Origin of the sequence: Krasilnikovia cinnamomea, assembly GCF_004217545.1 — a bacterium.
In the GTDB taxonomy this organism is placed as follows: domain Bacteria; phylum Actinomycetota; class Actinomycetes; order Mycobacteriales; family Micromonosporaceae; genus Actinoplanes; species Actinoplanes cinnamomeus.
This window is the reverse complement of the sequence record NZ_SHKY01000001.1, coordinates 1,531,716-1,544,299: the sequence shown is the minus strand read 5'-3', so window position 1 is coordinate 1,544,299 and position 12,584 is coordinate 1,531,716. Positions and strand designations below refer to the sequence as shown.

13 protein-coding genes are annotated in these 12,584 nt (G+C 73.4%); 8 read left to right on the top strand and 5 right to left on the bottom strand.

The annotated features are described in order from the left end of the window. The first annotated feature begins 60 nt into the window (after positions 1-60). Both EV385_RS06745 and EV385_RS06740 read left to right on the top strand, forming a co-directional pair. Positions 61-1,248: an acetoin utilization protein AcuC gene (locus tag EV385_RS06745; RefSeq protein ID WP_130508663.1), complete on the top strand. Its 1,188-nt coding sequence runs from the start codon at positions 61-63 to the stop codon at positions 1,246-1,248. A 5-nt stretch (positions 1,249-1,253) separates the two neighbouring features. After that, positions 1,254-3,797: a bifunctional acetate--CoA ligase family protein/GNAT family N-acetyltransferase gene (locus EV385_RS06740; RefSeq protein WP_130508662.1), complete on the top strand. Its 2,544-nt coding sequence runs from the start codon at positions 1,254-1,256 to the stop codon at positions 3,795-3,797. A 17-nt stretch (positions 3,798-3,814) separates the two neighbouring features. Here the strand turns inward: EV385_RS06740 and EV385_RS35615 are convergent, their stop codons facing one another. Next, on the bottom strand, positions 3,815-3,949 hold the full coding sequence (locus EV385_RS35615) for a hypothetical protein (RefSeq protein ID WP_278044968.1): 135 nt from the start codon (positions 3,947-3,949) through the stop codon (positions 3,815-3,817). 33 nt (positions 3,950-3,982) lie between these two features. Continuing rightward, positions 3,983-4,966, bottom strand: coding sequence for an RNA polymerase sigma factor SigB (gene sigB, locus EV385_RS06735; protein WP_278045019.1), 984 nt, complete (start codon positions 4,964-4,966; stop codon positions 3,983-3,985). A gap of 271 nt (positions 4,967-5,237) precedes the next feature. Between sigB and EV385_RS06730 the strand changes: the two genes are divergently transcribed. Next, positions 5,238-6,026 (top strand): sporulation protein, encoded by a 789-nt coding sequence (locus EV385_RS06730; protein WP_130508660.1) that lies wholly within the window; start codon positions 5,238-5,240, stop codon positions 6,024-6,026. Positions 6,027-6,029: 3 nt separating this feature from the next. Here EV385_RS06730 and dtd read toward each other — a convergent pair whose 3' ends face one another. After that, positions 6,030-6,452, bottom strand: a complete 423-nt coding sequence (gene dtd / locus EV385_RS06725) for a D-aminoacyl-tRNA deacylase (RefSeq protein WP_130513134.1) — start codon at positions 6,450-6,452, stop codon at positions 6,030-6,032. A gap of 105 nt (positions 6,453-6,557) precedes the next feature. Here dtd and EV385_RS06720 point away from each other — a divergent pair, with 105 nt between their 5' ends. Both EV385_RS06720 and EV385_RS06715 read left to right on the top strand, forming a co-directional pair. Next, the gene (locus tag EV385_RS06720; RefSeq protein WP_207229773.1) at positions 6,558-7,130 is read left to right on the top strand and encodes an HhH-GPD-type base excision DNA repair protein; all 573 of its coding nucleotides are present in this window, start codon (positions 6,558-6,560) and stop codon (positions 7,128-7,130) included. Positions 7,131-7,197: 67 nt separating this feature from the next. Continuing rightward, positions 7,198-7,551 carry a DUF3099 domain-containing protein gene (locus EV385_RS06715; protein WP_130508658.1) on the top strand — a complete coding sequence of 118 codons (354 nt, stop codon included), beginning with the start codon at positions 7,198-7,200 and terminating at the stop codon, positions 7,549-7,551. Between the two features lie 90 nt (positions 7,552-7,641). On the opposite strand, the gene EV385_RS06710 is transcribed toward EV385_RS06715, so the two are convergent. Further along, a complete protein-coding gene (locus EV385_RS06710; protein WP_130513133.1) occupies positions 7,642-8,517 on the bottom strand; it encodes a carbohydrate kinase family protein in 876 nt (291 codons plus the stop codon). A gap of 101 nt (positions 8,518-8,618) precedes the next feature. Beyond that, a complete protein-coding gene (locus EV385_RS06705; protein WP_130508657.1) occupies positions 8,619-9,566 on the bottom strand; it encodes a pseudouridine-5'-phosphate glycosidase in 948 nt (315 codons plus the stop codon). A gap of 152 nt (positions 9,567-9,718) precedes the next feature. On the opposite strand from EV385_RS06705, the gene EV385_RS06700 reads away from it, so the two are divergent. The 3 genes from EV385_RS06700 to EV385_RS06690 all read left to right on the top strand — a co-directional run bounded on the left by EV385_RS06700 (position 9,719) and on the right by EV385_RS06690 (position 12,494). Next, positions 9,719-9,937: a DUF3039 domain-containing protein gene (locus EV385_RS06700; RefSeq protein ID WP_130508656.1), complete on the top strand. Its 219-nt coding sequence runs from the start codon at positions 9,719-9,721 to the stop codon at positions 9,935-9,937. Positions 9,938-9,962: 25 nt separating this feature from the next. Next, positions 9,963-10,589 (top strand): trimeric intracellular cation channel family protein, encoded by a 627-nt coding sequence (locus EV385_RS06695; RefSeq protein WP_130508655.1) that lies wholly within the window; start codon positions 9,963-9,965, stop codon positions 10,587-10,589. A 186-nt stretch (positions 10,590-10,775) separates the two neighbouring features. Continuing rightward, entirely contained in the window at positions 10,776-12,494 is a 1,719-nt protein-coding gene (locus EV385_RS06690; RefSeq protein ID WP_242624749.1) for a DEAD/DEAH box helicase, read from the top strand. The last annotated feature ends 90 nt before the right edge of the window (positions 12,495-12,584 follow it).

The window sequence follows — 12,584 nt, the reverse complement described above, 5'->3', positions numbered from 1 at the left end:
CCGGCGGCCCGCCGGGGCGCGGCGGACCGGGCGGCCCGCCGGGCGTGCGACGATGGCGCCATGGCGGACGGCGTGCCCACGACGGTGGTCTGGGACCCGGCGCTGCTCGCGTACGACATGGGCGAGCACCCGATGAACCCGGTCCGGGTGGAGTTGACCATCGCGCTCGCCCGCGAGCTGGGCATCCTCGACCGGCCCGGGGTGCGGGTGGTGCCCGCCGAACCCGCCAGCGAGGACGCGCTGACCCGGGTGCACCGCCCGGACTACCTGGATGCGGTCCGGCACGCGCCCCGCGACCCGTTCTTCGCCGGCTGGGGTCTCAACACCCCCGACAACCCCGTCTTCGACGGGATGCACGAGGCCAGCGCGCGGATCTGCGGCGCCACGATCGCCGCGGCCGAGGCCGTCTGGTTCGGCTCCAGCACCCGCGCGGTCAACGTGTCCGGGGGCCTGCACCACGCCATGCCCGCCCGCGCCGCCGGCTTCTGCGTCTACAACGACCCCGCGGTGGCGATCGCGCGTCTGCTCGACCTGGGCGCGCAGCGGATCGCGTACGTCGACGTGGACGTGCACCACGGCGACGGGGTCCAGGCCGTCTTCTACGACGATCCGCGCGTGCTCACGGTCAGCCTGCACGAGACGCCGCTGGCGTTGTTCCCCGGCACGGGCTTCCCCGACGAGACGGGTGCCCCGGGCGCCGAGGGCACGTCGGTGAACGTGGCCCTGCCACCCGGCACCGGCGACGGCGGCTGGCTGCGCGCGTTCCACGCGGTGGTCCCGTCCGTCGTGCGCGCCTTCGCGCCGCAGGTGCTGTTCACCCAGTGCGGCGCCGACGCGCACCGGCTGGACCCGCTGGCCGACCTGCGCCTGTCCGTGGACGGCCAGCGCGCCACCTACCTGGCGTTGCGGGCGCTCGCCGACGAGATCTGCGGCGGGCGCTGGGTCGCGACCGGCGGCGGCGGGTACGCGCTGGTCGAGGTCGTGCCCCGGGCCTGGACCCACCTGCTGGCCGTGGCCACCGGGGAGCCGCTGGCGCCGGGCACCCCCACCCCGCCCGACTGGCGCAAACTCGCCGCGCAGCGCCGCCCGCAGGCCGACATCCCCGCCACCTTCACCGACGGCGTCGACCCGCCGGACGAGCGCTGGGAACCGGGCACCGCCACCGACGCGGTGGACCGGGCGATCCTGGCGACCCGCACGGCGGTGTTCCCGCTGCACGGCCTCGACCCGTACGACCCGAGGGATTGACCGCCATGGTCCTCGACACCGGCGCCGATGTGCTGCTCTCCGACGGCAGCGCCGTCCACTTGCGCCCGATCAGCCCGGCGGACGCCGAAGCGATCGTCGAGCTGCACTCCCGGATGAGCGACCGCACCCGCTACCTGCGCTACTTCTCGCCGTACCCGCGGATCCCGGAGCGGGACCTGGAACGCTTCGTCACCGTCGACCACCGCGACCGGGAGGCGTACGTCGCGGTCAGCGGCGCGCGCATCCTGGCGGTCGGCCGCTACGAGCGGATGGGCCCGGATTCACCCGACGCCGAGGTGGCGTTCGTGGTGGAGGACGCGTACCAGGGCCGGGGCATCGGGTCGGTGCTGCTGGAGTACCTGGCCGAGGCGGCCCGGGCCAACGGCATCCGCCGGTTCGTCGCCGAGGTGCTGCCGCAGAACGGCGGCATGCTGCGCGTCTTCAGCGACTTCGGCTACCAGATCCAGCGCCGCTACGCCGACGGCGTGGTGCACCTCGAATTCCCGATCGCCCCCACCGAACTCTCCCGCCAGGTGCAGGAGAGCCGGGAGCAGCGCACCGAGGCCAGGTCGATCGCGCGGCTGCTCAGCCCGCGTGGGGTCGCCGTGTACGGGGCCAGCACCAGCGGCCTCGGGGTCGGCGCGGCGCTGCTGGCCCACCTGCGCGACGGCGGGTTCACCGGGGCGGTCGTGCCGGTGCACCCGAGCGCCGAGCGAGTGGCGGGGCGGCGGGCGTACCGGTCGGCGGCCGAGGCGGGGCAGACGATCGACGTGGGGCTCATCGCCGTACCTCCGGAACGGGTTTCCGAGGCCGTGGCGGACGCGGCCGCTGCCGGCGCGGGAGCCCTGGTGGTGGTGTCCGCGGGCTTCGCCGAGACCGGCCCGGACGGCGCGGACGCGCAGCGTGCGCTGCTGGAGCAGGCCCGGGCGGCCGGGATGCGGGTGGTGGGCCCGAACTGCCTGGGTATTGCCAACACCGATCCGACGGTACGGCTGAACGCCACGCTCGCCCCGACCCTGCCGGCCGCCGGCCGGGTCGGCTTCTTCAGCCAGTCCGGCGCGCTCGGGGTGGCCCTGCTGGCCGAGGCGGACCGGCGCGGACTCGGGCTGTCCAGCTTCGTGTCGGCCGGCAACCGCGCCGACGTCTCCGGCAACGACCTGCTGCAGTACTGGCAGGACGATCCGCGCACCGACGTCGTGCTGCTGTATCTGGAGACGTTCGGCAACCCGCGCAAGTTCGCCCGGCTGGCGCGCCGGATGAGCCGGATCAAGCCGATCGTGGCCGTGGCGTCGGCGACCCGCCCGCGCGGGCTGGCCGAGGACCTGCCCGGCCCCGACGCGCACGCGGTCACGGCGCTGTTCGCCCGCTCCGGGGTGATCCGCGTCGACACGGTCCGCGAACTGTTCGACGTCGGCGTGCTGCTGGCGCACCAGCCGCTGCCCGCCGGCCGGCGGGTCGCCGTGGTGGGCAACTCGTCCGCGCTGTCCGGGCTCGCGGTCGCCGCCTGCCGCCCCAACGGACTCGTCGTCGCCGACGGGTACCCGCGCGACCTCAGCCCGCAGTCCGGCGCCCACGAGTTCGCCGCGGCGCTGGCCGACGCCGAGGCCGACGAGCGGGTGGACGCGCTGGTCGTGGTGTTCGCCCCGCCCCTGCCGGGCCAGCTGCCCGACTCCGACGCGGACTTCGCCGTCGCCCTGTCCACGGTCGCGCTGGCGGGGGAGAAGCCGACCGTGGCGACGTTCCTGCTCGGACAGCTGCCGTCGCGGGTCCCGTCGTACCCGTCGATCGAGGAGGCGGTACGGGCGCTGGGCCGGGTCGCCTCGTACGCGGAGTGGCTGCGCCGCCCGCCGGGCCGCTATCCGGAGCTGTCCGGAGTGGATCCCGCCGCCGCCGAGGTGCAGGGCGAGCTGACGGAGCTGCTGGCCGCGTACGGCGTCCGGGTCGTCCCGTCCACGTCCGCCGGGTCGCTGCCGGCCGCCCTGAGCGCCGCGGAGCAGTGCGGCTACCCGGTGGCGCTGAAGGCCGCCCGGGGTTCCCTGCGTCACCGCATCGACCTCGGCGCGGTACGCCTCAACCTGGCCGACGCGGGCGCCGTCCGCGCCGCGTACGGCGAGCTCGCGGCCGCGTTCGGCCCGGTGGTGCTGGTGCAGTCGATGGTCGCGCCGGGGGTGGCGTGCCGGGTGGAGGTGGCCGAGGATTCCGCCTTCGGCCCGGTGGTCGGTTTCGGGCTCGGCGGGGTCGCCAGTGAGCTGCTGGGTGACCTGGCGTGGCGGGCCGCGCCGCTGACCGACTCGGCCGCGGCCGCGCTCGTCGAGGAGCCGCGGGCGGCCCCGCTGTTGCACGGCTACCGGGGCTCGTCCCCGGTCGACCGGGACGCGCTCGTCGACCTGCTGCTGCGGGTCGGCCGCCTCGCCGACGAGCATCCGCGGATCCGGGCGCTGTCGCTCAACCCGGTGCTGGCCCGCCCCGACGGCTTCGACGTGCTGCACGCCACAGTGGAGGTCGGTGCGGCGGGCGCCCGTCCGGATACCGGCCCCCGCCACCTCTGAACGCCCGGGTCAAGGCATCAGACCGGTTCGCCGCCGGTCGTTGTCCGCAGCAGGTGCAGGGCCAGCCGGTTCGCCGCGGCCAGCGCCGCGAAACCGGCCGCCAGCAACGGGTGCCCGGTGCCGGCGAGGGCGAGGGCGGCGGAACCGAACACCACCCACTCCGGTACCAGGCCGGTCGCGGGCGCTCAGCTGGCGTACGCCTCCAGGCGGCCGGCGCGCTCCGGCGAGCGCAGCTTGAGCATCGTCACCTTCTCGATCTGGCGGATGCGCTCGCGGCTCAGGCCGAACTCGCGGCCCACCTCGTCGAGGGTGCGCTGGCGGCCGTCGTCGAGGCCGAAGCGCAGCCGGATCACCGCGGACTCCCGCTCGGACAGCGTGGAGAGCACGATCTCGACCTCGTTGCGCAGCTCGCCCCGGGCCAGGCCGTCACCCGGCTCGCCGCGCGGGTCGACCGCCGCGACGAAGTCGCCGAGGGCGCTCTCGCCGTCCTCGCCGACCGCCTGGTCGAGGCTGACCGGCTCCCGGTCGTACGAGATCAGCTCGATGACCTGGAACTCCGGTACGCCCATGGCCTTGGCGATCTCGGCGATGCTGGGCTCGCGGCCCAGCTGCGTGGCGAGGTCGCGGCGGGCGCGGACCATGCGGTTGACCTGCTCGACCATGTGTACGGGGATGCGGATGGTGCGGGCCTGGTCGGCCATGGCGCGGGTGATGGCCTGGCGGATCCACCAGGTGGCGTACGTGGAGAACTTGTAGCCCTTGGTGTAGTCGAACTTCTCGACCGCGCGGATCAGGCCGAGGTTGCCCTCCTGGATCAGGTCGAGGAAGGCCATGCCGCGCCCGGTGTAGCGCTTCGCGATGCTGACGACGAGCCGCAGGTTGGCCTCGAGCAGGTGGTTCTTCGCGGCCTTGCCCTCGGCGACGATGATCTCCAGGAGTCCGGCGACGTCCGCGTCGGCGGTGGGCAGCTTCTCCTCGGCGTAGAGGCCGGCCTCGATCCGCTTGGAGAGGGTCACCTCCTCGACCGCGGTGAGCAGGCGGGTCCGACCGATGCCGTTGAGGTACGCCCGGACGAGGTCGGCGGAGACGCCGCGCTCGTCGGTGGCGTCAAGGTCGGCCAGGGCCTCGACACTGTCTGTCATGATGCCGTCAGCGGCTTCTTCCGCCATGGACTCCATCGCCTTCATCTGCAGGACCACTTTCAGTCCCCTCCCCGCGTGAACTCGGTGCATTCCCAGCCCGCATTCGTGCCGGTGATCAAAGCTTGGCGCGGGAGGCGTTAAGCCGAGGTGAGGCAAGCGTCCAGGTGGCATGAATCGGGGAGAACCCTGAGGTCGTGAACCCGACACGCCGCCCGAATTGGCTGGACATATGGGGAACGAGACTCGATTGGTAAGAGCCCGATAATGTGTTCCAGAACGACACACGAAGGGAAGGTCCGTGGTCTTCAAACGGATGATGCGGGCACTCGGCGTCGGTGGCCCGTCCGTGGAAACGGTGCTCACCAACCCCAACTGCCGGCCCGGGGGTTACCTCGAGGGTCACGTTCAGGTGATCGGCGGCGAACACTCGGTAGACATCGAGTATGTGTCGCTGGCCCTGGTCACCCGGGTCGAGGTCGAGAGCGGCGACAGCGAGTACAACACCAACCAGGAATTTCACAAGCAGCGGCTCACCGGTGCCTTCAAGCTGGACCCGGGTCAGCGCCACGACCTGCCGTTCCGCTTCGACGTGCCGTGGGAAACCCCGATCACCGAGGTGTACGGCCAGCACCTGCACGGCATGACGATGGGTCTGGCCACGGAGCTCGAGGTGGCCCGCGCCGTCGACAAGGGTGACCTCGACGCGGTGGCGGTGCACCCCCTGCCGGCGCAGGAGCGGATCCTCGAAGCGCTGCAGCGGCTCGGTTTCCGGTTCAGCAAGGCCGACGTGGAGCGCGGCTCCGTGTACGGCGTGCACCAGACGCTGCCGTTCTACCAGGAGATCGAGTTCTACCCGCCCCCGGCGTACGCCAGCGGGATCAACCAGCTCGAGGTCACCTTCATCGCGACCCCGCAGGTGTTGCAGGTGATCCTCGAACTCGACAAGCGGGGCGGGCTGTTCACCGAGGGCCACGACGCGTTCGGCCGCTTCGACGTCGACTACCACACCGTCGACCAGGTCGACTGGGCCGGGCAGCTGGACAACTGGCTGCGCCAGTCCGCCCAGCGCCGGGGCCTGTTCTTCTGACGGCTACAGCTCGATCAGAACCGTACGCGGGCCCACGTTCACGCTCTCCACGAGCATGTGGGCCCGGAACCGGCCGGTGGCCACGGTCGCGCCGCGGGCGCGCAGCGCCTCCACGAACGTGGTCACCAGCGGTTCCGCCACCTCGGCCGGGGCGGCGGCCGCCCAGGTCGGACGGCGTCCCTTGCGGGCGTCGCCGTACAGGGTGAACTGGCTGACCACCAGCAGCGGGGCGCCCACGTCGGCGGCCGACGCCTCGTCGTCGAGCAGGCGCAGCTCGTACACCTTGCGGGCCATGGTCTGTGCGGTCGCGGCCGTGTCGTCGTGGGTGACGCCGAGCAGCACCAGCAGCCCGTCCGCGATCTCGCCGACGACCGCACCGTCCACGGTGACACTCGCCCGGCTCACGGTCTGCACCAGCGCCCGCATCAGCGGCTCCTCTCCATCGGTGCGGTACATCTTCGCCGACCGTGCGCCTGCGACCCTGCCGGGCCTGGGTCGGGCACAGGACCGGGACCTGCGAAGATGAACGCCATGACGATCTCCCTTCCGATCGTGCCGGAAGCGAACGAGTTGCTCACGCGGGACCCGCTGGCCTTGACGATCGGCATGGTGCTGGATCAGCAGATCCCGCTGGAGAAGGCGTTCAGCTCGCCGTACGTTCTCGCTCAGCGGCTCGGCCACCCGCCCACCGCGCGGGAGCTCGCCGAGTTCGACACCGACGCCCTCATCGAGATCTTCGCGAAGCCGCCCGCGCTGCACCGTTTCCCGAAGGCCATGGCGACGCGGGTGCAGGACGTGTGCCGGGTCCTGGTGGCCGAGTACGACGGCGACGCCGCGAACCTCTGGGCCGACGTCCGCGACGGCGCGGAACTGCTGCGGCGGGTGGGCTCGCTGCCCGGCTTCGGCAAACAGAAGGCCCAGATCTTCACGGCCCTGCTGGGCAAGCAGTACGGCGTGCGGCCGACCGGGTGGCGCGAGGCCGCCGGCGGGTACGGCGAGCAGGACTCCTACCGTTCGGTGGCGGACATCGTGGATGACGACTCGCTGGCGCGGGTGCGCGCCTACAAGAAGGAGATGAAGGCCGCCGCGAAGCGGGCGGGTTGAGCTTCGCGTCGATGCTGGGCAGCCGGGTGGGTCCGGTGCGAGGATGAAGAGTCGATCGGAGTCACCCGTGAAGAAGCAGCCGGACCGCCCGGTGTTGATCACCGACGCGGCCCTCAGCCAGAGTGACCAGCTCCGCAGCCGGCAGATCCGCTACGTGACCATGATGGGCCTCCGGGCCGGCTGCCTCATCCTGGGCGCCGTCCTGATCAGCGCCCAGGTGCCGCTACTGCCGCTGTGGCTCATCCTGTGCGCGGCCGGGATGGTGTTCCTGCCCTGGGCGGCCGTGCTCATCGCCAACGACCGCCCGCCCAAGACCAAGGCGGAACGGTACGAGGCCCGCAACACCGAACGCCAGCGGCCCGTCCTCGACAGCCACTCCGCCGGGCAGAACGAGCACCGCACGATCGACGCCGACGGCTGAAACGCGGGTCCGGCGCCGCGCGCCGGGCCGCCCACCCGGCGGCCCCGATCTCGGCCGGCAGGGGGCCGGAGACACCGGAGCGCTCGCTGTTCAGGGACGCGCCCCGACCCGGCGGACGGCTTCGGCGCCGAGCGCGGTCCCGGCCGCGAGGGCGGCTGGGGGGCCCGCACCGGCACACCACGCGGCCAGCAGCCCGGCCGCGAACGCGTCGCCTGCCCCGGTCGGGTCGACCACCGGCACGCGGGCCGCCGCGACCCGCTCCGTCGTCCCGTCCCGGGACGCCCAGACCGCCCCCGCGCCGCCGCACTTGACCACCACGTGCCGGGCCGCACCGGTCAGCGCGCGGGCCTGCTCCTGCGCCGTACCGGGACCGGCCAGCACGGCTGCCTCGTCGGCGTTGCACAGCAGCAGGTCGGCCCCGCGTACCCAATCGAGGAAGGCCGCCGCCCCGGCCCGCCGCAGCGGGCCCGCGGAGGCGGCGTCGACGCTCATGGTCAGGCCGTGGGTGTGGGCCGTGGCCAGGGCGGCCAGCCCGCCCGGCCGGGAGCGGGCATCGAGCAGCGGGTACCCGGACAGATGCAGGTGGGTGGCGCCGGGTGCGGCGGCGACGGCCGCGGCGACGTCGCCCGGGTCCAGCAGCAGCGCCGCGCCGCGGTCGGCCAGCATGGTCCGCTCGTCGGCCGTGGCGAGCACCACCACGCTGCCGGTGGGGGCGCCCTCGTGGGCGCGCACCGCGCAGCGCACCCCGCGCGCGGTCAGCTCGGCCACCCGTTCCCGCCCGGCCGGGTCCTCGCCGACCGCCGCGACCAGGGTGACCGCGCAGCCCGCGTGGGCCAGCCAGGCGGCCGTGTTGGCGGCCTGACCGCCGCCGGTGAGGGTGATCGCCGCGTCGGTGTCCGTCCCAGTCTCGATCGGGCTCCCGTGCACCACGAGCACGTCGGTGACCAGGTCCCCGACCACGATCACACCGGACCGCCCGATAGGGCGCTCGTGGCCCTCGCTGCGCTCGCTCACGCTGTGCTGGCTGGGCGTGCGCTCGTGGCCCTCGCTGCGCTCGGTGCGCTCGCTCACGCGGGGATGCTGAAGCCGAGTGGGCTCGGGGCCGGTGCCGCGGCAGCCGCGATCCGGGCGGCGAGGGCGGCGTTGCGCAGGATGATGCGTACGTTGACCGCCAGGCTGCGGCCCTCGGTGCTGTCGTGGAAATGGGCCAGCAGGAACGGGGTGACGGCCTTGCCGGTGATCCCCTCGCGGGCCAGCAGCGCCAGCCCCTCGGCCAGGGTGCGGTCGTGCAGTTCGGGGTCGAGCTGCTCGTCGGCGGGCAGCGGGTGGCCCAGCACCAGCGCGCCGGAGCTGACGCCGTGGTCCGCGCGGGCGGCCACGGCGGCGGCGACCTGCTCCGGGGTGTCCAGCCGCCAGTCGACGTCGAAGCCACCGTCGGTGACGAAGAAGCCGGGGAACCGGTGCGTGCCGTAGCCGGCGACGGCCACGCCCAGGGTCTCCAGGCGCTCCAGGGTCGCCCCCACGTCCAGGATCGACTTCACCCCGGCGCAGACCACCACGATCGGCGTGTGCGACAGCGCGGTGAGGTCGGCCGACTCGTCGAAGGTGGTGTTCGCCTCCCGGTGCACCCCGCCCAGGCCGCCGGTGGCGAACACGCCGATGCCGGCCGCCGCGGCGACCGCGCTGGTCGCGGCGACCGTCGTGGCACCGTCGGCGCCCGTTGCGGCGGCCAGGGCCAGGTCGCGCACGGACAGCTTGGCGACGCCGTCCGCCCCGGCCAGGTGCTCGATCTGGGCGTCGTCGAGGCCGACGGTCAACCGGCCGCCGATCATGCCGATGGTGGCGGGCACGGCGCCGTTGTCGCGTACGGTCTGCTCGATCTCCCGGGCCACCCGCAGGTTGTCCGGGCGGGGCAGGCCGTGCGAGACGATGGTGCTCTCCAGGGCCACCACCGGGCGGCCGTCGCCGCGCGCCCGGCTGACATGGCCCCCATACTGAATCGAGAAGTCGGTCACGATCGCTACGGTACGGTGCCACGCTGCTGCGTTGTCGTTGGACCGACCCCGGGTACTGGTGTCAGACTTGCGGGTTGGAGCATCTTCCGCGGTGACCGGGGGGCACGCGGTGGCAGATAGACGACTGGCAGAACTCTGGAAGGGCAGATGCCGTGAGCACGCAGATCTTGGAGCGCCCGGAAACCAAGGATGCCGACACCGGGCCCGAAATGTTCCACTACGTGCGCAAAGAGAAGATCGCCGAGAGCGCGGTCATGGGCACGTTCGTGATCGCGCTGTGCGGGGAGACGTTCCCGGTGACCAAGTCGCCGAAGCCCGGTTCGCCGGTGTGCCCGCAGTGCAAAGAGATCTACGAGGCGATGAAGAGCTGATCACGCTCGCTCTCGGCGCGGTGTCGTGACGGGCAGCTACGGCCCGCTCGTCGCGGATCTCATCGGCGTGGCCGTGTTCGCCGCCTCGGGCGGCTCCGCCGCGGTGGGTAAGCGCCTCGACCTGTTCGGTGTCGCCTTCGTCGGCTTCACCGCCGCTCTCGGCGGCGGGATCGTCCGCGACCTGGTGATCGGCTCCGTCCCCCCGCTGGCGTTCGCGGACTGGCGGTACGCCGTGACCGCCGTGGTCGCCTCCGTCGCCGTGTTCTGGCTGCATCCCCAGTTGTACCGGGTGCGCCGTACCGTCCTGGTGCTGGACGCGGCCGGGCTGGGGCTGTTCACGGTCACCGGCACCCTCAAGGCCCTCGACGCGAACGTGCCGGCGGTCGGCGCGTGCCTGATCGGCATGCTCACCGCCATCGGCGGCGGGCTGGCCCGGGACCTGCTCACCGCCGAGATCCCCGTGGTGCTCCAGCGGGAGATCTACGCCATCGTCGCGCTGGGCGGCGCGGTCACGGTGACGCTGCTGGTCCGCCTCGGCGGGGCGAACCTGCTCACCCTGTCCGCCGCGGCGATCGGCATGATCGGGGTACGCCTGCTCGCCCTGTACCGCCGTTGGTCGGCCCCGGTCGCGGCGCCGCCGCCACTTCCGTGAACGGCCGTTCGGCAAGAGGCTGGCCCCGAGGCGCAGCCGATCCGTAACCGCTGGTCGCGCTATCGCTGCGGCCGGTGGTGTTCCGGAGCCGTGGCCGCCGGTGTCGGAGGGCGCCGCTATGCTGAAGCCGCCTCCGCCGCCGTGCCGCCCGGGGGCGTTTGCATGAGTGGAGAGGACCACCGCAGCTTGAGCCCGCCCCTGCCGGACCTGGAGACGTTCCCGCCACTGCGGGCATGGCAACGCAAGGCCCTGGTGGAGTATCTGCGGCGCCGGACCCCGGACTTCACCGCGGTCGCCACCCCGGGCGCGGGCAAGACCACCTTCGCGCTGCGGATCGCCGCCGAGCTGTTGAACGACGGCACCGTCGACGCGGTCACCGTGGTCTGCCCCACGGAGCACCTGAAGACGCAGTGGGCGACGGCGGCGGCGCGGGTGGGCATTCAGCTCGACGCGGCGTTCCGCAACGCCGACGTGCACTCCGCCCGCGACTTCCACGGTGCCGTGCTCACGTACGCGCAGGTCGGCATGGCGCCCGCGGTGCACCGGCGGCGCACCATGACCCGCCGCACGATGGTGATCCTCGACGAGATCCACCACGCCGGCGACTCGCGGACCTGGGGCGACGGGGTCAAGGACGCGTTCGAGCCCGCCGAGCGGCGCCTCATGCTCACGGGTACGCCGTTCCGCTCCGACGACAACCCGATCCCCTTCGTGTCCTACGAGCGCGGCGACGACGGCCTGCAGCGCTCCCGCTCCGACTCGACCTACGGGTACGCCGACGCCCTGCGCGACGGGGTCGTCCGGCCGGTGATCTTCCTCGCGTACTCGGGGGAGACGCGGTGGCGCACCAGTGCCGGTGACGAGCTGGCCGCCCGCCTCGGCGAGCCGATGACCAAGGACCTGGTCGCGCAGGCCTGGCGTACCGCGCTGGATCATCGCGGCGACTGGATGCCGCAGGTGCTGCGGGCCGCCGACGCCCGGCTGTCACGGCTGCGCGAGCACGGCATGACCGACGCGGGTGGCCTGGTCATCGCGAGCGACCAGCAGACCGCCCGGGCGTACGCGAAGCTGCTGGAGACCATCACCGGGGAGAAGCCCTCGGTGGTGCTCTCCGACGACCAGGGCGCCTCGGCGCGGATCGCCACCTTCGCCGACTCGGAGCAGCGCTGGCTGGTGGCGGTGCGGATGGTCTCCGAGGGCGTCGACATCCCCCGCCTGGCCGTCGGCGTGTACGCGACCAGCGCCTCCACCCCGCTGTACTTCGCCCAGGCGATCGGCCGTTTCGTCCGGGCCCGGCGCCCGGGGGAGACCGCGACGGTGTTCCTGCCCAGCGTGCCGCACCTGCTCGGGCTGGCCAGCGAGATGGAGGTCGAGCGCGACCACATCCTCGGCGCCCCCAAGGACCCGGACGGGCTCGACGACGCCCTGCTCGAACGCGCGCAGCGCGCGGAGGACGCGGCGGGCGAGCTGGAGAAGCGGTTCGAGGCGCTGTCCGCCACGGCCGAACTGGATCAGGTGATCTTCGACGGGGCGTCGTTCGGCACGGGGGCCCGGTCGGGCACCCCGGAGGAGGAGGAGTACCTCGGCCTGCCCGGCCTGCTGAGCCCTGATCAGGTGGCGCTGCTGCTGGACCGCCGCCAGTCCGAGCAGCTCGCGGAGCAGAAGCGGCGGGCCAAGGAGGCCCCGGTGCCGCAGCCGCGCGAGCCGGTGGTGCTGAGTGCGGGGGAGCGGCGGGTCAGCCTGCGCCGCCAGCTCAACACGCTGGTCGCGGCGCACCACCACCGGACGGGGCTGCCCCACGGCAAGATCCACGCGGAGCTGCGCCGGATCTGCGGCGGCCCGCCCAGCGCGCAGGCGACCATCGAGCAGCTGGAGGAGCGGATCGCCACGATCCAGACCCTCTGAGTCAGCCCGCGCGGGCCAGACCCGCGCGGGCCCCCAGGGCAGCGAAAGGGCGCCCCACACCGTGGGCGCCCTGGTCGCTATCTGGGGGAC

Bases quoted from the DNA above. Each gene is read 5' to 3' on its own strand.
- dtd (WP_130513134.1), bottom strand. From the start codon at position 6,452: ATGCGGGCGCTGGTGCAGACCGTGAGCCGGGCGAGTGTCACCGTGGAC.
- EV385_RS06745 (WP_130508663.1), top strand. From the start codon at position 61: ATGGCGGACGGCGTGCCCACGACGGTGGTCTGGGACCCGGCGCTGCTC.
- EV385_RS06720 (WP_207229773.1), top strand. From the start codon at position 6,558: ATGACGATCTCCCTTCCGATCGTGCCGGAAGCGAACGAGTTGCTCACG.
- EV385_RS06740 (WP_130508662.1), top strand. From the start codon at position 1,254: ATGGTCCTCGACACCGGCGCCGATGTGCTGCTCTCCGACGGCAGCGCC.
- sigB (WP_278045019.1), bottom strand. From the start codon at position 4,966: ATGGCGGAAGAAGCCGCTGACGGCATCATGACAGACAGTGTCGAGGCC.